Origin of the sequence: Chthonomonas sp. (assembly GCF_035294165.1) — a bacterium.
Classification (GTDB): domain Bacteria; phylum Armatimonadota; class Chthonomonadetes; order Chthonomonadales; family Chthonomonadaceae; genus Chthonomonas.
Genome location: NZ_DATGLN010000033.1, coordinates 1 through 17,292, shown reverse-complemented (window position 1 = coordinate 17,292; position 17,292 = coordinate 1). Strand labels below are relative to the sequence as shown.

At 54.5% G+C, this 17,292-nt stretch carries 18 protein-coding genes; 8 read left to right on the top strand and 10 right to left on the bottom strand.

The window, feature by feature from the left end; translation table 11 throughout:
• Positions 1-352: 352 nt before the first annotated feature.
• Entirely contained in the window at positions 353-994 is a 642-nt protein-coding gene (locus tag VKV29_RS01240; protein WP_324199474.1) for an O-methyltransferase, read from the top strand.
• Positions 995-1,009: 15 nt separating this feature from the next.
• On the opposite strand, the gene guaB is transcribed toward VKV29_RS01240, so the two are convergent.
• The 5 genes from guaB to VKV29_RS01215 all read right to left on the bottom strand — a co-directional run bounded on the left by guaB (position 1,010) and on the right by VKV29_RS01215 (position 6,271).
• Positions 1,010-2,539, bottom strand: a complete 1,530-nt coding sequence (guaB, locus tag VKV29_RS01235) for an IMP dehydrogenase (RefSeq protein WP_343217320.1) — start codon at positions 2,537-2,539, stop codon at positions 1,010-1,012.
• A 69-nt stretch (positions 2,540-2,608) separates the two neighbouring features.
• Complete coding sequence (gene ccsA / locus VKV29_RS01230) at positions 2,609-3,460, bottom strand: cytochrome c biogenesis protein CcsA (RefSeq protein ID WP_324199472.1); 852 nt, start codon at positions 3,458-3,460, stop codon at positions 2,609-2,611.
• Positions 3,457-4,824 (bottom strand): glutamyl-tRNA reductase, encoded by a 1,368-nt coding sequence (hemA, locus tag VKV29_RS01225; protein ID WP_324199471.1) that lies wholly within the window; start codon positions 4,822-4,824, stop codon positions 3,457-3,459. Before hemA ends, ccsA begins: the two co-directional genes overlap by 4 nt.
• Entirely contained in the window at positions 4,824-5,507 is a 684-nt protein-coding gene (locus tag VKV29_RS01220; RefSeq protein ID WP_324199470.1) for a bifunctional precorrin-2 dehydrogenase/sirohydrochlorin ferrochelatase, read from the bottom strand. Before VKV29_RS01220 ends, hemA begins: the two co-directional genes overlap by 1 nt.
• Positions 5,504-6,271, bottom strand: a complete 768-nt coding sequence (locus VKV29_RS01215) for a redox-sensing transcriptional repressor Rex (protein WP_324199469.1) — start codon at positions 6,269-6,271, stop codon at positions 5,504-5,506. Before VKV29_RS01215 ends, VKV29_RS01220 begins: the two co-directional genes overlap by 4 nt.
• Positions 6,272-6,791: 520 nt before the next feature.
• Here VKV29_RS01215 and VKV29_RS01210 point away from each other — a divergent pair.
• Both VKV29_RS01210 and VKV29_RS01205 read left to right on the top strand, forming a co-directional pair.
• Positions 6,792-7,682: a prepilin-type N-terminal cleavage/methylation domain-containing protein gene (locus tag VKV29_RS01210; RefSeq protein WP_324199468.1), complete on the top strand. Its 891-nt coding sequence runs from the start codon at positions 6,792-6,794 to the stop codon at positions 7,680-7,682.
• Between the two features lie 14 nt (positions 7,683-7,696).
• Positions 7,697-7,915: a hypothetical protein gene (locus tag VKV29_RS01205; RefSeq protein ID WP_324199467.1), complete on the top strand. Its 219-nt coding sequence runs from the start codon at positions 7,697-7,699 to the stop codon at positions 7,913-7,915.
• Positions 7,916-8,069: 154 nt separating this feature from the next.
• Here VKV29_RS01205 and VKV29_RS01200 read toward each other — a convergent pair whose 3' ends face one another.
• Positions 8,070-9,932: a hypothetical protein gene (locus VKV29_RS01200; protein ID WP_324199466.1), complete on the bottom strand. Its 1,863-nt coding sequence runs from the start codon at positions 9,930-9,932 to the stop codon at positions 8,070-8,072.
• Between the two features lie 265 nt (positions 9,933-10,197).
• Here VKV29_RS01200 and VKV29_RS01195 point away from each other — a divergent pair, with 265 nt between their 5' ends.
• The 4 genes from VKV29_RS01195 (at position 10,198) to VKV29_RS15350 (ending at position 12,685) form a co-directional block, all read left to right on the top strand.
• Complete coding sequence (locus VKV29_RS01195; protein ID WP_324199465.1) at positions 10,198-11,163, top strand: hypothetical protein; 966 nt, start codon at positions 10,198-10,200, stop codon at positions 11,161-11,163.
• Between the two features lie 146 nt (positions 11,164-11,309).
• The gene (locus VKV29_RS01190; protein WP_324199464.1) at positions 11,310-11,492 is read left to right on the top strand and encodes a hypothetical protein; all 183 of its coding nucleotides are present in this window, start codon (positions 11,310-11,312) and stop codon (positions 11,490-11,492) included.
• Positions 11,493-11,624: 132 nt separating this feature from the next.
• Entirely contained in the window at positions 11,625-12,347 is a 723-nt protein-coding gene (locus tag VKV29_RS01185) for a hypothetical protein (protein ID WP_324199463.1), read from the top strand.
• Positions 12,348-12,535: 188 nt separating this feature from the next.
• Positions 12,536-12,685 (top strand): zinc ribbon domain-containing protein, encoded by a 150-nt coding sequence (locus VKV29_RS15350; protein WP_414647336.1) that lies wholly within the window; start codon positions 12,536-12,538, stop codon positions 12,683-12,685.
• A gap of 274 nt (positions 12,686-12,959) precedes the next feature.
• Here VKV29_RS15350 and VKV29_RS01175 read toward each other — a convergent pair whose 3' ends face one another.
• The 4 genes from VKV29_RS01175 to VKV29_RS01160 all read right to left on the bottom strand — a co-directional run bounded on the left by VKV29_RS01175 (position 12,960) and on the right by VKV29_RS01160 (position 15,722).
• Positions 12,960-13,163 (bottom strand): hypothetical protein, encoded by a 204-nt coding sequence (locus VKV29_RS01175; RefSeq protein WP_324199461.1) that lies wholly within the window; start codon positions 13,161-13,163, stop codon positions 12,960-12,962.
• On the bottom strand, positions 13,160-13,684 hold the full coding sequence (locus tag VKV29_RS01170) for a hypothetical protein (protein ID WP_324199460.1): 525 nt from the start codon (positions 13,682-13,684) through the stop codon (positions 13,160-13,162). Before VKV29_RS01170 ends, VKV29_RS01175 begins: the two co-directional genes overlap by 4 nt.
• A gap of 190 nt (positions 13,685-13,874) precedes the next feature.
• The gene (locus VKV29_RS01165; RefSeq protein WP_324199459.1) at positions 13,875-14,795 is read right to left on the bottom strand and encodes a hypothetical protein; all 921 of its coding nucleotides are present in this window, start codon (positions 14,793-14,795) and stop codon (positions 13,875-13,877) included.
• Positions 14,796-14,948: 153 nt separating this feature from the next.
• The gene (locus VKV29_RS01160) at positions 14,949-15,722 is read right to left on the bottom strand and encodes a hypothetical protein (RefSeq protein WP_324199458.1); all 774 of its coding nucleotides are present in this window, start codon (positions 15,720-15,722) and stop codon (positions 14,949-14,951) included.
• A 217-nt stretch (positions 15,723-15,939) separates the two neighbouring features.
• Here VKV29_RS01160 and VKV29_RS01155 point away from each other — a divergent pair.
• Positions 15,940-17,292: GxGYxYP domain-containing protein (locus VKV29_RS01155; RefSeq protein ID WP_324199457.1), on the top strand; the 1,353-nt coding region annotated here is incomplete at its 3' end.

Here is a 17,292-nt window from a genome sequence, read left to right as displayed (position 1 = left end):
ATTGCTCTCCCCTCCCCCTGTAGGGCGAGGGCCTCGGCGTCCATGTCACCTCGAAGCGAAGCTGAGAGGTCTTCGCATTCCATTCTCACTAAGGGCGAGGACGTGTGCCTTGAGGAGAAGGGTGTCGGCCTTGAAAAGCCGATGATACGCCTGTCGTTTCGAGCCGACGGCGAGATGAACACCTGTCATTTCGAGCCGAAGGCGAGAAATCTTAAGTTTCTATTCCCACCAGCGCTTTAAGATTATGAAAGAGGCATAAAAACCTGGCCTTTTGTAGAGGACGGGAGAGGCAGGAAAAAACGGCCTTGCATGAGAAGTATGCTCTGCAGAAATTTCGTAGACGGAGGATACCATGCCTGACCTTTTTCACCCACAGATGATGGACTACCTGGAGCGCCTCGTGCCCAAACGCCATGAGATTATGCTGGAGATGGAGGCACGTGCGCGCGAGATCGGCTTTCCCATCATCGGTATTGCGGGTGGGCAGTTTCTTTATCTGATCGCGCGTATGATGAAGGCCACCCGCATCTTTGAACTAGGCTCTGGGTACGGCTACTCAACCGCGTGGTTTGCGCGTGCTGTTCGCGAAAACGGCGGCGGTGTGGTGCACCACGTGGTTTGGGATGAGAACCTTTCATCGCAGGCAAGGGACTATTTGGGGCGCCTTGGCTATTCCGATATCGTGCAGTTTCACGTTGCGGAGGCGGTGGAGACTTTGAAGGCCACCACGGGACCTTTTGACCTCATCTTCAACGACATAGACAAAACAGGCTACCCGGCCTCGATACCGGTGATAAAGGAGAAACTGCGGCCTGGTGGGGTTTTATTGTTAGACAACATGTTATGGCATGGCGCTATTTTCAATCCGGCGGACGCTTCCGAAGCGACGAGAGCCATTCATGAAACCACACGATTGCTCACCCAAGACCCTCAATTTATCAGCAGCCTCATTCCCATTCGCGACGGCATTATGTTGAGCTACTATGTGCCCTAGAATTTTGCGCCCGATCTAGTCGCGACTGCCTTCGTTAAAAGCGTATTCGCTGGAGTAGTTGGGTGGCTCTTTGGTGATCCAAACATCATGCACGTGGCTTTCACGCAGTGAGGCAGACGTTTGGCGTACGAATCGCGCTTTCTGATGAAGCTCCTTAATGGTTCGTGCACCCACATATCCAAGCCCGGATCGGATGCCACCGAGGAGCTGATAGATGGTGTCGTTCATCGCGCCTTTGTAGGGTACCCGACCCTCCACGCCTTCGGGAACGTAGCGGGAGGCGTTCTCAATGCCGTAGCGGTCACTGGAGCCTTCTTGTAGGGCCCCTTCGCTGCCCATGCCGCGATACTCTTTGTAAGCGCGTCCTTGATAGAGGATCACCTCCCCTGGGGCTTCGTCGGTGCCGGCCAGCATGTTGCCCACCATAACCGCAGCGGCTCCTGCGGCCAGGGCTTTGGTGGCATCGCCGCTCCATCGTATGCCGCCATCGGCAATTACGGGTATGTCGTAGCAAGCGGCCTCTTCTGCACACTCCATCACTGCGGTGAATTGGGGTACCCCCACGCCGCTGACGATGCGGGTGGTGCAGATGCTACCGGCCCCAAGCCCCACCCGTATGGCGTCGGCGCCGGCCTCGATGAGGGCGCGGGTGCCCTCGCGCGTGGCGACATTGCCGGCAATAACCGGTAGATCGGGGAACCTTTGTTTAATGGCGCGCACGGCGTTGATGACGTCAAGCGAATGGCCGTGGGCTGCGTCAATAACAATGACATCTACACCGGCCTCTACGAGAACTGCCGTTCGCCCCACCGGGTCACGCAAGGGGCCTACCGCTGCTCCACATCGTAGACGCCCACGGGCATCCTTCGTTGCGTTGGGGTATTCGCGAACTTTTTGGATATCTTTAATGGTGATCAACCCAAGAAGGCGTCGGTTTTCGTCTACAATGGGCAGTTTCTCGATGCGATGCGCTTGCAGTATCTGTTGGGCCTGCTCTAGGGTGGTGCCGAGCGGGGCGGTGATCAGCCCGCCCGGTCGCGAGGAATCGGTGGTCATCACCTCATGGATGGGGCGATTGTAGTTGGTTTCAAAGCGGATATCGCGGTTGGTAAGGATGCCGACGAGTTTGCCGGTGTCCGGCTCGGTGATGGGCACTCCGGAGATATGGTAGCGCTCCATGATCTGCAGGGCGTCGCGGATGGTGCGATTCGGGGGAAGGCTAATAGGGTCTACGATGATGCCATGTTCGGAGCGCTTCACCTTATCCACCTCTTGTGCCTGTGCGGCCGGGCTCATGTTGCGGTGAATAATGCCAAGCCCTCCTTCTCGAGCCATTGCAATGGCCATGCGTGCCCCTGTAACGCGATCCATCGGCGAGCTAAGCACCGGTGCTTTCAGCCAAATGCCGCGTGCAATTTCCGTTCTTAAATCCACATCGGCGGGGCGCACGGCGCTTTCTCCGGGCACCAGAAGAACGTCGTCAAAGCTTAGCCCCTCGCGTATTTTCACATCCGTCTCCTGCATTTCTCCAATCCCCATTCCCATCGGCTCCTCGAACACTGCAAGGTTAGTAGAAATTATACCTTCTTCCCCGCGCTCTTCTCTATCGGCACGTCATTGAGGAAAGTGGTGGGTTGGGGAGGGAAGGAGGTAGAGAATAAGCAGGAACGGCAGGCCTACCACCAGCACGTATTGAAGACGAATGCCACGCCAGCCAAACGCCAAACGCGCCAGCAGATAGAAGGCATACAGGAACCACGTAATAAAGGCTGCAAGGTTGTGAGGGTCTTCCAGCCAGAGCAGTGGCGAGGTGCTGAGGTGGACAATGTAGGCCACACCTAGCGCCAAACCCAGCGTTAAGAGAGGCAGGCCGTAGGCCACCGAGAGATAGGCGGCCCGATCGAGTGTGGCAAGTGGGGGGAGCAGGCGGAAGGGGCCGGCGATGCGGCGTGCTTTGAGCAGGCGATTTTGTAGGAGGTAAAGGCAAGCGCAGGCGAAAGCAAGCACAAATAGCGCGATTCCGGCCACGATGGTCATAACGTGCAGGCTAACAATCTGCGTTTCGATCATCTTGTTTTTGGCTAGGGGGCTGTTGGTATTGAGAAGCCCCCAGACAAGAAAAAGGATAATGATCGGCAAAGCCGCCGCACCAAGGACACGAAGGTTGAGGCGCAGGTCAAATAGAAGAAGCAGAATGGCCAAAGTCCAGGCCATAACGGCGAGAGTGCCGTACTTGCTGGCGAAGGGCGATAGATGGGTGAGAACACACCAGGCGCCGGTAGCTGCCAGTTGCAGCAGGATGGCAGAAACGAGGGCAATGCGTGCCCAGAACAGAAGCGACGTGTTACTACCGGCGTTTGATGGGGCCTTGGGTGCGAGTAAGACCAGTGAGACCCCATAGCAGAGGGCGGCAATAACGTAGCAGATGAGCGCCAGCTCGTTGAGAAGGATGGAAGGTTCGATCATCGCTCCGGTTCCGCAGGGGTTACAGAAAGTGTCGTTTCGTTGTGGGCAGCATTCACGTTAGGAACGGTTGGTTGGTCGGAAGCAGGCTCATCCCCCGTTATTCCAAAAAGTTCATAAAGCGCGCGGGCTAGGTCGTAATCGCTTGCATTCTCCAATGCCGCCGTTTTTAAGCGTTGTATGGGGTCTTTAGCGACCCGATCCATGAGCGCATCCATCATGGTGCGGATGGTTTGACGATCTTTTTCGGGCAGGTGAGCGAGGCGTGGAGCAAATATCTGCCAGTACTCTTCTTTGATCTGTTCGAGATGCGAGCGCAGCGCACCGATGGCAGGTGTAACTTCGCGCGTCTTACGCCACGCGAGGAAGCGAAGTCGCTCCTCGTCAACGATGGCTTCAGCTCGGTGTATCTCGGCCTCTCGGTTTTGAATGTGTTCATTCAGATAGGCTTGGAGGTCGTCGAGGTTGTAGACAAACACATTCTCCAGATCGTTGACATCCTCCGCCACATCACGTGGGAGGGCAATATCTATGAGGAACAACGGTTTTCCGCGTCGCCGCCGCATAATGGGCAGAAGATTGTCCTTCCGCAGAATAGGATGCGGGGCTGCCGTAGAGGAGATGACGATGTCGGCTTGGACAAGGCCGGTTTCAAAGGCCTCTTCAAAATGAATGGCCTGCCCGCCGAGGCGATTGGCCATATCGCGTGCGCGTTCGTAGGTGCGGTTGGCCACTACCACGAAACGCACGCCGTTTTGGATGAGGTGTCGAGCTGCCAGTTCGCTCATTTTGCCGGCGCCGAGAATGAGAATCTGGGCGTGGGTAAAATCGTCGAAGATTCGGCTTGCGAGGTCTACAGCAACATGGCCGATGGAGAAGCCTCCACGCCCGATCTCGGTCTCTGTGTGGACCCGTTTACCGGCCGTGAGGGCGTGCTCGAAAAGTCGGGAAAGCAGCGGCCCTGCAGCGCCCACGCTTTGTGCGGTGCGCAACGCTTCACGCACTTGCCCCAGAATCTGGGCTTCGCCGATAACCATCGAATCGAGGCTGCAGGCCACGCGCAGTAGGTGATGAACGGCCTCCTCCTCCGTTTTTCGGTAGAGAAGCGAGGCGAACTCTGTGGTAGGTACGTTATGAAAGCGTGAGATATGGGCGATAAGCTCTTCGCAAAGTTGGGTAGGAGGCACCGATCCGGCCGCATAAACCTCCACGCGATTGCATGTGGAAAGGATGACACACTCATGAACCGAAGGGGCCGTGCTAAGCGCTTTAAAAGCAGCCGGGAGGGCATGCTTTTGGTAGCTTAGCCGTTCGCGAAGGGCGAGAGGAGCGCTTTGATGATTCATACCCACGAGCACGATGTGCATCACCGTTGTCCCTCTTTTGGTGATGGCTGGGAAAGCGAAGGGCGAAGCAAAGGGTCAAGAACGGCACGCGCCTCCTGTTCCGGGTCAAGCCCGGCCCGAATCATCGCCAGCAGCTTCGGGGTTTGCGCATGAAGCCGTTCCAGCGCCTCTTGGCGAAGCTGTGGATCGGTGGCGGTGGTGGAGAGAATCTCGCTTCGCAGTTTTCCGAGCAGTTGTAAAAGCTTCTCGTACTCGATGCCGTAGCGTTCGGCCAGCTCGTCGGCAATTTGGGCCGTCAGTTTCGGCTGTTGGCCGCCGGTGGCAACGCAGAGGCACAGATCGCCACGGCGCACCACGGAGGGAACGATAAAATGTCCCTGTTCCGGCGCGTCGGCGACGTTAACAAAAAGGTTTCGCTCTTTGGCGATTCTGGCCACCTCTTCATTAAGAGAGCGTTCGTTTGTAGCGGCAAAAACCAGCATGGCATCATCCAGATGAGCCGGTTGGAAGGGTTCCATCCGCAACTCAATACGTCCGATAGCCGCCCACTGCTGGAGGCGTTCCGTTGCCGTAAGGCACACCACGCGCACCCTGGCATGGGCATCTAGTAGCCCGCCCACACGACGTTCTGCTACCGGCCCACCACCGATCACAACGCAAAGTTGGTTGCTAATATCTAGCAAAATCGGATAGAACGGTTTCAACTTTCAATAGGTGCCTCTGTTCTGTCGGGAACTTCGGGTTCATCGGCGGAAGCATAGGCAGACAAAGCCGCAGGATGGAACTCTGCCATGCCAGCTTGGTTATGGCCGTTTTGTTGTCTTTCGCGCTCTTCCTCCTCGGAGAGATGATAAGAGAGCACGGCAAGCTCTTGAATGAAGGAGACGTTGCGTACATAGACCCCTTCCGGCACGCGCAGCAGAACGGGCGCGAAATTAAGAATGGCGCGTATACCGGCATCCACTAGTCGCTCGCAAACATCCTGTGCAGCACTTGCCGGAACGGCCAGAATAGCGATGCGGGCTTTTAAGGAGTTATTTAGCTCTTTTAGGCGCGCAATATCTTGGATAACTAGATTCCATAGAGGCCGCCCTATTTTGCCATAGTTGTTGTCGAACACGGCCACAAGCTCGAATTGATGCTCCTTCAGCCCGGGATAGCCCACTAAGGCCGAACCCAAGTTCCCCGCACCAATAAGAATAACGGGTTTAGGTCTATCTATTTTAAGGATACGTGTGATGCGCTGGCGCAGTTCAGGCACGTTGTAGCCAACGCCTGGCTTTCCGAACTCGCCAAAGTAGGAGAGGTCTTTGCGGAACTGAGCGGCATTGATGCCGGTTTGACGTTCCACTTCGCTGGAAGAGACCGTTTCGATGTGGGCTTGGTCGAGATCGTGAAGCAGGCGCAAATACGTCGCCAACCGCTCCAGGGTCGGAACGGGCACTCTGCTGTTAGGAACTTGTGTCAAGGTTTCCACCTCATTCGCGTGGTCGAACCCCGGCATCGTTGCATGAGACAAAACCTGGCTTTCGTCTTCCATCGAAGGGCAGTATACCCGTTGCAAGTGAAGCCGTCAATCGGTTTGTGAAATAAGGCACAATCTTATTAAGCCTTCCTAGATGTGCCGATATGGTTACAGGGCTGATAGGTTATTCCATATTTCTAACGACGAACGCACACGTTGCCGTTTGGCTTGAAGGTAGGGAACCGATTCCCTTGAAAAATTTTTTGTAGCCTTTCTCCTTAAAAACTCCTTAACATCTCTGTTGGTATAACATTCTTTGGAACCAAGAGCATAGAGGGAAGTGCTAGGAGAGAATGGAAAGACGCCGTAGAAAATGGTACAATTTTCGCTGTACCGTAACAGGCACTTTCTCGATCAAAGTCGTTCCACCCGAGCGATGCCGCTCTTTGTTTCTCACAAAAAATCCACCTAGTTGCGAACTCCAGAAGAGTTCCTGCAAGCAACACGAAAGGAGAAAGTCGGTATGCAAGTAAAGAAGAAGGGTTTTACCCTCATTGAGCTTCTCGTGGTCATCGCCATTATCGCCATCCTCGCGGCGATACTCTTCCCCGTGTTTGCGCAAGCGCGCGAAAAAGCACGGCAAATCTCCTGTCTATCCAACACAAAACAGGAGATTCTCGGTCTGCTGATGTATGTGCAGGACTACGACGAAACCTGGCCGCGAAACGACGATTGCGCCAATGGCGGTACGGCGCCCCTGCCCGGTGCGCCCTCTACGGCCATCGGATGTAACGGCCCTTACGGAGACCGAATTAACCATTACAAATGGTGGTGGTGGACCTATCCCTACACCAAGAACAACCAGATTATGTTCTGTCCAAGCCGCACCTACGATCAGAACAGCTGGTTGTACGATGCCGAAATCTTTGGTGCGGGTTATGGGCTTAACCTCGCCATTACCGGCAGCCTCAACACCTATGGAAACCCCAATCGCTACGGTGCCTTCCGCGATTCGTGGACGGGTGGTAAGTTGGCCGGTCTCAACTCACCGGCAGAGGCCATGCTGACGATGGAGACCAACTATCCCGCGATTGGTTCCTATGATGTAGGTAATGGGACGCACCTGGTCGCCTATCCGGAGGCTACACGAGAATACTGGGCGAAGCTGATCTTTCCACCGGATGGGAACCCCGGTAACCCCGTGAACAAAAAGTTCGCCCCACATAACGACGGGTTCAACATCGGCTACTGCGATGGCCACGCGAAGTGGATGAAGGCCACGGCGTTTCTTGGAATGTGTCCTACATCGGCTCAATATGGTGGAATGCCTATTCCAAAATACGAAAATATGGCCTATTACACCACGCAACAACCTTCGTGGACGCAGCCTTGGCCATTATGGAATCTCTACTAGGTGGTGAGGGCAAGATGAGAAGACCCGTCATCTTCCTTATGCTCCTATCCCTTATGGCAATAGGCCTTGTTGGGTGCTCCTCACAACCTTCCGAGAAGCCCTCTCCAAACCATCCGGTAAGCGAATCGGAAAAGGTGCACCAGCAGGAGCAGCAGATGGACCAAAACACCGGACAGACGATGCAGCCGCAACCGCCCGTTCCTAACCAGAACGCGGCCGCCGGTGGCGACTGATCGGCGAGAGTCATCCAACGAAATAGGGCGAAGCAACTGCTTCGCCCTATTTTAAGCACCTGTCGGATGCCGGTGTTGATTTCCCGATATCGGTAGCGCCAGAGCAAAGCTGCTGTCTTTAGGCAGAGTAGTTCACTCTGGTTGCATTCCCCTCTCAGCGCTCATCAATGAAGCGATAGTTAAATCGCCCATCGGGAGCGTTGTCGCCTTCATACCAGAAGTTAACGATGTTTTCATCGCCGCCTACCGGCACATTATCTACCCAATGAAAATCGAACGTGGTTTTCTGTAGGTTCGTTAATCCGAGAATGCTTCTTGGGACGACGACCATCAGCTCATTTCCTTTCGCCCGATAGGGAATGCGCCACACCTTGCCGGTATGCAAGCTTTGGATGGTGGTGACGGTAGGGCTTACCACTTTACGATTCACGATAAAGTCGTAGCCATGCCAGCCGGTTTTGGGGTTTTGGTCGCTATCAATCAGCAGTTGCATCCAGCTGGGGTCGCTATAGGGGCTTAGTTTTTCTCGCGTGCGGGCATAGAAGTAGATGTGTTTGGCATCACAGGCCACTTTCGCTTCGATGATGTCGTTGCGACCGGAGTTATCAACGTAGTAGTGGGTTCCCCATCCGGGCCAATCGCGATGCATGGTGTTGCCGATGAAGTTAAGAAAATCCGGTGCGATGTCTTGCCACGCACCAAAATCGCCGAGGGGTACGGTATGGAAGCCATGTGCGATCGGTATAGGGCGTACCCCTTTGTAGCGGCGAATGTTTTCCACGAGTTGCATGTAGTAGTTATCGCCGAAGCCACCTTTCATAGGCATGATGTCACGACTGAACTCTTCGTTGTATTCATCCACGAAATAGAAGGTTCCTTTCGGCGCCGGTTTCCCAAGAAAATGCAACGCTGGGCCAGGGGAGGGAAAAGCCATAGCCGTCCACTCGTTCCAGCCCGTGACAAACACAAACTGTGGGTCTACTTGAAGGGCGCGATCCCACTGCTCTTGGAAATAGACCCCTTTGTCCACGTCGGCGGCGATGTCCTGGTCGTTTAGGGGAGGCTCGTAGCCTCCGTTCCCCGGCGCTCCATGGTAGCTTCTGCCGATATCGTTCACAGGGTGGCTGGCCACGGCAACGGGCAACTCTTCGGGGACGTTGGGGTCGGTGTGCCAGCCCCAGCGTTGTGGATAGTTATCAATCCACTGCCATTTATCCTGGCCTGGCTCCCATGCCCACGAGTAGCGCCAGGTGAAGAAGTCGCGGATTTTGGGATCGAGTGGGGCACCGTCGTCCATTTTAGCGTTCTTATCGCCCAGAATAAGCGGTTTGCCTTGCCAGTAGAACCAGAGGTCTGGGAAGAGGTTGCGCGAATAGAAATCGTTGTAAAGTTTCGTAACGGTGTAGCCTCCGCGAGAGTGGGTAACAAAGGCAAACTGTGGTGTGGGGTTGCCTTGCAGGCGCATCTGTTCGGCAACGGCCATGATTTGGAGGTAGACCGGCTGATAGGTTAGCGCGTTGGTTACATCGAAGAATATCACATCAACTCCGGCCTCTTCAAGCATCTGGAGGTTGTGCCGTATCACCCACGGGTCGTCGGCCATATAGTAGCCTGCGGCCGGCTCGCCCCACCAGTAGACCGCATAAGGTTGCCAGGCCTGCGGTTTTGTGAGGGGGTCTCCGTGAACTTCTTGAATAATCTTTGAGTTGTCGTGCAGGTTACGGGGTTCATCGTAGGTGGCATGGCCTCCGGCATCATAGCGTGCCAACATGCCTTGGGTGATGAAGTAAAAGATGCCGACAAAGCGGCGGCGGGGTGGATGCGTGTCGGCTGCAGTCGGTAATGTTCGGCCTAGAGCATCCACGCCCACCCAAGTGTCGAAAGCGATGTCGCGAACGCCGGGCACCTGTGGCACGGGGACATCGGGCGGTGTGGGTTTTTGTTGGGCCATTGTGGGCTTCACAAAGAAGATGAGAAGCGGCAAGGCTCCGGCAAGGACTTGTAGACGACACAACATGAGGGAATCTCCTTTCGCGGCAGAGTGGTTTGTAGGAGATAGATTGAAGAAAGGGGGTGAAGTTTCCTGCCTGATGGTTCTAAAAGGGAAACATGCTTCTCAAAGCGGGAATCTGTTTTGTAAAGAGTGAAACAGCAACTATGGCCTTCTATACAAGGTTTCGCGGGGGGATGCGATGGGTGAAGAAGCACAGGATGAACGATACTGGTTATTTGTGCAACATGTACTAGCCTGGCCTAATCAACGCAAAAAAAGAGAGACGGCTTTGTACAAGGCTGCCTATTTTAGCCTCTTAGCCTTTGTGCTTTGGCTGGGCTTTATTCTGTGTAGTCTGTTGCATTGCTTGCCTGTTCGACTATACCGTTGGTTTGCCGAAATTATAAACGGAACCGTGATGGGCTTGTCGCTTATGAATATCTATCTTAGTACAAGCTTTCTTCAACCGCCCAGGCGGGATAAGAAGCTCCTCGAGCAGCTTGTCGGAAGCGATCCCGCACTGTTCCGGCGAATTTTTCTGGAGATACCGACGGGCTTTGATGAAAGCGAGGAGCGATGGAGGCGGCTTGTCTGGAGCTATCTAGAGGACATCGCCAGCCCCAAGCTAACGGCAGGAGCTTTACAGGGGTTACAAGGGAGGTTACAGCTTACAGACTATTTTCATGTGAATCGCCTCTGTCAAATCCTCTCGTTGGTGACAAGGGGGGCAGGCTCAGAGTTAACTCTGCTATTCGGACAGGCAAAACGCGAGCTTGCCGCGGAGGCGTTGCAAGGTTATCAAGCATTAGCACAGCACGAAAAAGGTGAAGTCGAGCTAGCTCGAATGGAACAGTTGAGGGCACATGTTATGGAGCATGAGCGGCGAAGACGCAAAAGGAAGATCGCAACGTTCGGGGTAGCTAATCTTTGTACGTTAGGCTTTTGGGCATTTTGTTCCTCTGTGGTGTATTCTCATATGTTCCCTCGTCTCATGGAAACCGATCGAGTTATCCCTTCAGTGATTTCTGGAGTTGTAGAGATTGGGACTTTTACAGGCAAGCTGAAACCTGCCGATAAGAATCTTTTGGAGCGGGCAGTTCGAGACCACCCTAGCAGCCTGCTTCTTCTGTTAGCAAACGCCGCGCCCTCTTATCAGCGCTCCGACCGGTGGAGGGATGCGGTGTTTCGCTTTGTTGCGGCTGGTCAAGATACTACCTTGAACAAACTCTTTTTGGAGGCTTTGCGGGGCACCTGATTCCCGAAGACGATGCCCGGGTAAGCTTTCTGCTTCCTTTTGGGATAAGAGCGCTTCGGACCCCCTCTGAGCGCCGCAGCGTTTCGGAGCCGGAGAAGCCTGAGGATCGGGAATGGAGGAAGCTGTACATCGAGGCGGATGCGGAGATGATGTTGAAAAGTTTGCTGCGTCCCTCACAAGTGTCTTCCACTCCTGTCGAGGAGTTGTTACGCACAACAGGGCCGGCGTCCTCTCCCTCGTTAGGAGCAGCGGCTTCCGCAGATCGGCTTTTGCGGGGGTCGGTTATTCCTCATGAGAGCGCAGACGATGGGCCGGCGAACTCGCCCTAGATGCCATAAAAATCAACGCAGGGGACACCCGTGCTTTAGCCGAGTGGGGAATGCGTTTGGAGCACCTGCGCTCCTTTCGTTTGTATGCAAAGGCGGCAAAATCCTTGAAAAGCATGGGATACTAATACAAACATGGACAGAGTGATACGACTGCGGCTTCAACCCAGTACCCAACAGGCACAGGCCCTGGCCGAAACAACCGCACAGTTTACCGCCTCCTTCAATGCTGTCTGCAAAGAAGGCTGGAGACTGAGAAACGGCAACGCCTTCGACCTGCACAAGTTCACCTATCGAAGGGTCAAAAAGGCTTCCCCTGCACTGGTTTCTGACCTGCACATTCAGGCACGGCAGAAAGCGTCGGAAGCCGTAAAGTCGGCTATCACGAGGGAAAAGCAAGGACGCAAAACCTCCTGTCCTCACTCTACGTCCTGTCCTCCGCGCTCCAACCGGCACACTTATAGGCTGAATTGGCAGGCGTCTCCCGTTTGCCTCTCTACTACGCAGGGGAGACAGACGATGGCCTTCCAACTGCCGCCTTATGCGGCGTATGCCGTCGGCTGTCCCTGCGCTACTGCCGACCTTGTGTACAGGAAAGGCAAGAGGTATCTGCATGTTGTCGTTGTCTTACCTGATGTTCCCTTTGTAAGCAATGGACAGGCTCTTGGCGTAGACTTAGGCGTGACCCGCCCTGCCGTTAGCAGTGATCCTCGTTTTCACGGCAAGAAACACTGGCGCGAAGTGGAAAAGCGCATTTTTCGCCTGCGTCGTCAACTGCAATCCAAGGGCACTCCGCAGTGCCAAAAGGCACTTGCGCCGCCTCGCAGGGCGTCAGAGACGCTTCCGACAGGATTGTGACCACGTTCTCAGCAAGAGCATTTTGCAGGGTCTTGACCCGGGCACAACGGTTGTGATAGAAAACCTCACCGACATCCGAAAGCGTGTAAAAGCAAAAGGGGGGCGAGCATTCGCGGCGTCTGCATAGTTGGTCGTTTGCCCAACTGCGTGCTTTTCTTACCTACAAAGCCGAAGCGAGAGGCTGTCGGGTGGTGGGGATTGACCCGCGTCATACGTCGCAACGATGTTCCCGATGTGGATATATCTGTCGGGGCAATCGCCCTTCGCAATCGCGCTTTATCTGTGGTTGCTGTGGGTATCGTCGCAATACGGATTTCAATGCTGCTGAGAACATTTGAGACAAATACCTTGTCGGTTGGTCTTTACCTTCCGGCGCGCTGTCGTCAACCAGCGTATCGTGTCCATCGGAGGCTCCGACTTCCGTATGAGATGCAAGCTCCCGACCTTAAGGCGGGGGTTGTTGACAGAAAATACGGTTTCCTCCTCCATATGGGAACGATAAGGGAGTATCTTCGCAAAGATACTCCCTAGTATATCAAGCATCGCTGCTACAAGGCCGACGCCCTCTCCCTCGCTACCTGTGCTGCACAGATAGAGGGCAAGGCAGGTGCCCTAGCTCTCTTCTTGAATGGCACGAGGGGTTTCTGCAACCTCCTCGGTCTGCCAGTTGTCGCAGTCGAGCCGGCGACAATGCAGCATCCGTCGGCTCGTGCCGTTTTCCATCTCCACCGTGGCGATGGAGGCGTAGCGGCAAGATAGGCAAAGCGATGGCTCGAGAAGTCGAACTATCTTTAGGCGTGTATCCTCATTTTTCATAGAGTGCATCCTCGGTATTCATCTGTCGGTAGGTGGCCTGTTTCAGGACGTGCCCTATCTGTTGGACGAAATAAGTTCTCCGTTCGTTCAGACGGGCGAAGGCTTGTCTCATTGTCAGGTGTCATTAGGCGAGCGCGCACCACAACGCTCTGTCCGCATCGGCTTAGCCCTTGCAGATGGCAGATAGCTTCCTCCTCGGTAAGCGCCCAATGCAGGTGTTGTTTTCGCAGCGCAGAGGCGATGCGAACCTGCTCTGAGGTGCCCACAACTGCCAAACGCCCATAATGAGCGGCAAGGCGCTCCCCCAGCGTTTCGATGGCGCGCCACCAGGCTAAGTCGAGCAATGGCAGACGTCGTGCCTTAACGAGGTTGATCACGACCTCGAAGTGGGCAGTAAGCAAGAGGTAGCCGATGGCCTCGGCCAACTGCTTCTGAGCGCCTTCATTCCATTCCCCCTCCAGCGTGAGCACGGGTATGCCGCTATGTAGATGAAGGTGCAACGTGCACGACGTGTTTTCCATAGGTCTCTCAAAATCTCTCTACCGAGAACGTTTGGCTTCATTATCGGCAAGAGCGCTTGAGAACAGGAGGGGGAATAGAGAGCGTGGCATGCCGCCCGCTCTTTTCCTCAGGAACCACCGTTCCCGATCCGTTTATTCCATATTTCCACCTGGATTTTACAATGGAGAGCTTAAAGAGGAGATGGTGGAATTAGAAGTTTAGATTAATCCAGTCTTGTACGGCCTGATACTCTTCTTGAACAAATGAAGACCACACCGACGGGTCGTAGTTATTTGTCAGGACGATCTGTGTCCAATTCTGGGATAGGGCATTATAGGCACGACAGTGGTTAAGGCATATCTGGGCTTTTTGTTTACAATTGTCGGCAAGCTGCAGGTCTATCTGTGCAAGCTCTTTCTCTCCTTTAGCCATAGCCTCGACAGCAAGCTCAATAAATATATTTGCCATTTCAACGTAGTCTTGGGACAGGCTACAAAAGTCTTGTGCTTTGTAAGAATCGCTAGGCTGGAGGTTTTGAGCTACCCGTTTCAACCTCAGCTCGTCTTGGGATGTGTTTTGAACTCCGCTCGTCGCCAGGTCGTGCGCCACGTTGGCCAGCTCAAACCAGATATGGGCGAACTGCTGACAGTTCTGCATCTCATTCCAATAGATCTGTTTCATGTTTTCATCAATCTGCTCGGTCTGTGGGTTGGACCGTATCTCCGAAGTAGGCGATTGTTGGGTAGGCTGCACGAGGCGTTCTTGAAGCATGTGCCCTAGATGAAGATATTCGTATGAAAGCGCTTGTGCTTGTTGAGCAACCTGCTGCCATTCTGACTGCTGTGCCGTTGGCAGCGGAGTTTGTAATTGGGGCATAAGCGGTGTCGTGATCTGCTGTGGGGGCGCTATCCGGGCCGTGCTTACGAGCGCGGATGACGGGGCCATCTGCACCGTACGGCGTGGTTTCGGATCACGTCGTGGGGCATGGTGCGAAGGCATGGCAACAATGAGAACGATTATGCTGCAGAGGACTAAGCCGAGAACCGTCGCAATTGCCAGGATAAACTTTGAGCGTTGTTTTTGGGGCGGTTGCGACGATAGGCTACCCATTTTATAGACAATAGGCGGCATGTTTTGCTCCTTATTAGTCTTTTATGTTGAAAGGCCATAAATAACGCAAAAACCTCTTTTATGAAATGCCAGTTCGCCATCTAAAAGCGGAAATTTGTGTGCGCCTTTGTTTGTGCGGACAGAGGAACTATTCGTTGGCGACCGATCGCTGCCTTAAAGCAGCGTTGCGTCATCCTCTGCGAAGCCGGGCGGCCCGTCGAGGGTGGCTTCTAGGTGAATCGTTCGCACACCGTAAGCAGACACCGAGAAGTACTCGCCGGTCGTCATCACGGGCACCGTAAGGGCTTCTCCAGGAGCGATAGTGCGGTCAAGTATTGGCGTTGGGAACTGGATGGTGCCTTCGTAGGGCATGAGAACGTAGGACGTGCCGAGAACATTCACGCTTAGCTCGTAGTCGGTGACGTTGTAGGGGGTATCGTTGACAATGGTGACCTCACCGTTACAGAACTCGTGGTCATTGCCGTCGTTGATAACACTGAGATGTGCATTTGTAATATAGACTCGACCGTTGGATACCGGTGGCGTCGGTAAGGGGGGCGGCGGGACATCAACTGGTGGCATCGCGTTCGGATCGGGCATGGGAGGTGGTGGGGTATCGGAGGTGCCAAGGGATGCTGGAGGCGTGTTTGATACGTTATGGGGCGTAGTCGGATACGTAGGTGAAGCGGGTGAGATGGGAACGGTGATTCGCGAATAGGGGTTTGGGGCGCTTGCGGGAAGATGGCCTAACGGAGAAAAAGTGCGCGAAGGCTGCGACGGGGAGGGCTTTGGGATGGCCGAGAGGGGACGATAAAGATGCGTGTAGCCGTAAAGGCCGAATAGCCCTGTTGCTAGCAGGAATAGAGCCACGCACAAAACGGTGAGTCCTGTCTGATTCGCGGGGGGATAGGGAGCATAGTTTCTTCCTTTGTAAATCTTACCTGGCATCGGTGTCTCCTTTGTTGAAGCTGTAGTTTATAGATACAACAACTGCAGGTGGCTACGGAGAGACAACAAACATCAACAACTCACGATAGCACATACATTTTAATTATAACATGCTCATGATAAAAGCGGAAATAACGCCTTCGAGGACAGGCAGGAATTTAGGGGCATTCTGCGCAAATCCTATGGCAGAAGCCAATGCTGTTTTAGGAGGTTTTAAATGATCTCGCGGTTTTCCCCCAGGCGTTCGTTTCTTGGCTGGATGGCCCTCTTCTTCTGTTGTCTCGGTACAAGGGTGGCAGCACAGGTGCCGGCAGACATTCTGCATGAGGTTCCGGCACACTTTGCCGTGCCTTCCGGCTCCTACACGCTGGTGACTACATGGGCAGCTGCAGGCACGCTCTATAAGCACGGGACGGGTAAGGCCGTAACCGACCCTCAAGCAATGGAGGGCAAGGCTTGGGAGGCGAAGGTGGGTGAGCCGAGCGCTGCCATGCTCTATGGGCCTTACATCACAACGCTGCCACAAGGCGACTATGTGGCTTTCGCGCGCATTGCGCGCACCAGCTCTACCGATGAAGAGACGGTAGGCACGCTCGATGCCTGCGTAGATTACGGACAGAATATCTTGAACTCGGTAGATTTAGCCACGGCCGATCTTCCTCGTGGGCACTATGTGGAGATTCCTCTGCCCTTCCACTATCCTGGTGGGGCGCTGGAGGTACGCGTGAACTGGGCGGGATATGCAAACTTGCGGGTGGATAGGGTTACCTTGTTCCGTGTAGAGGGTGTAAGCCTCTCTCAGTTTATTCACAGGGCGCCCCCGGCTCGCGAGAGTGGAGAGCCAAACCATTTAACCCCTCTCTTTGCTCCGGCAGGAACGCCTCTCTTTCCTCGCTCACAACCGCCCGCTTCCACGCTGGAGGTACTTGATCTGCGCAAGCAGGGGCCCTCTTGGCAGTTGTTACTGTTGAGTTTGCAGGGGCTGGTCAATCGTCAAAAGCCCCGAATCTACTATCTTCTCAACGACCAGGACTCCTTTTGGTTGCGGTGGATGCGAGAGCGAGGCTGGATTAAGGGGTGGAAGGAAGTAGCCGACCCGCGCCAGCTCCTCCGACAGTATCGTGAGGTATATCGTGGACTTGTGGTGACTGACCCTACACGCCCGGCCTCGGTGAACGTTGCCACTATGATCGCCGGCATTGATGACCTTCTGGTGGCTACGCCCTCGTTAGCAAAAGAGCTTGGGCTTCCTGTGAAGGAGGATTTGAGGGGACGTTGGACGACCGATGCGCAGGCCTACCAATGGGCTTTTGATCATCTGTGGCCTCAACTCAATCATGAGGTGATCTCTTGCACCTATCCCCAACAGATGCCACTGCGTGATTATCTTGTGGAGAACCGCATCTTTATCTTCTGGATTGCGGGGCCTATTGATGGCGCACGGCCGGGCGCCAACCCAACGGCAGAGATGCACCTTATGGAACAACTTCTCGCCAAAATGCCGGCAGATGCCCCGGTCATCAGCTATCCCTATGCAGGGCAGGACGTTGGGGTTGGCGAAGGCCCCGGT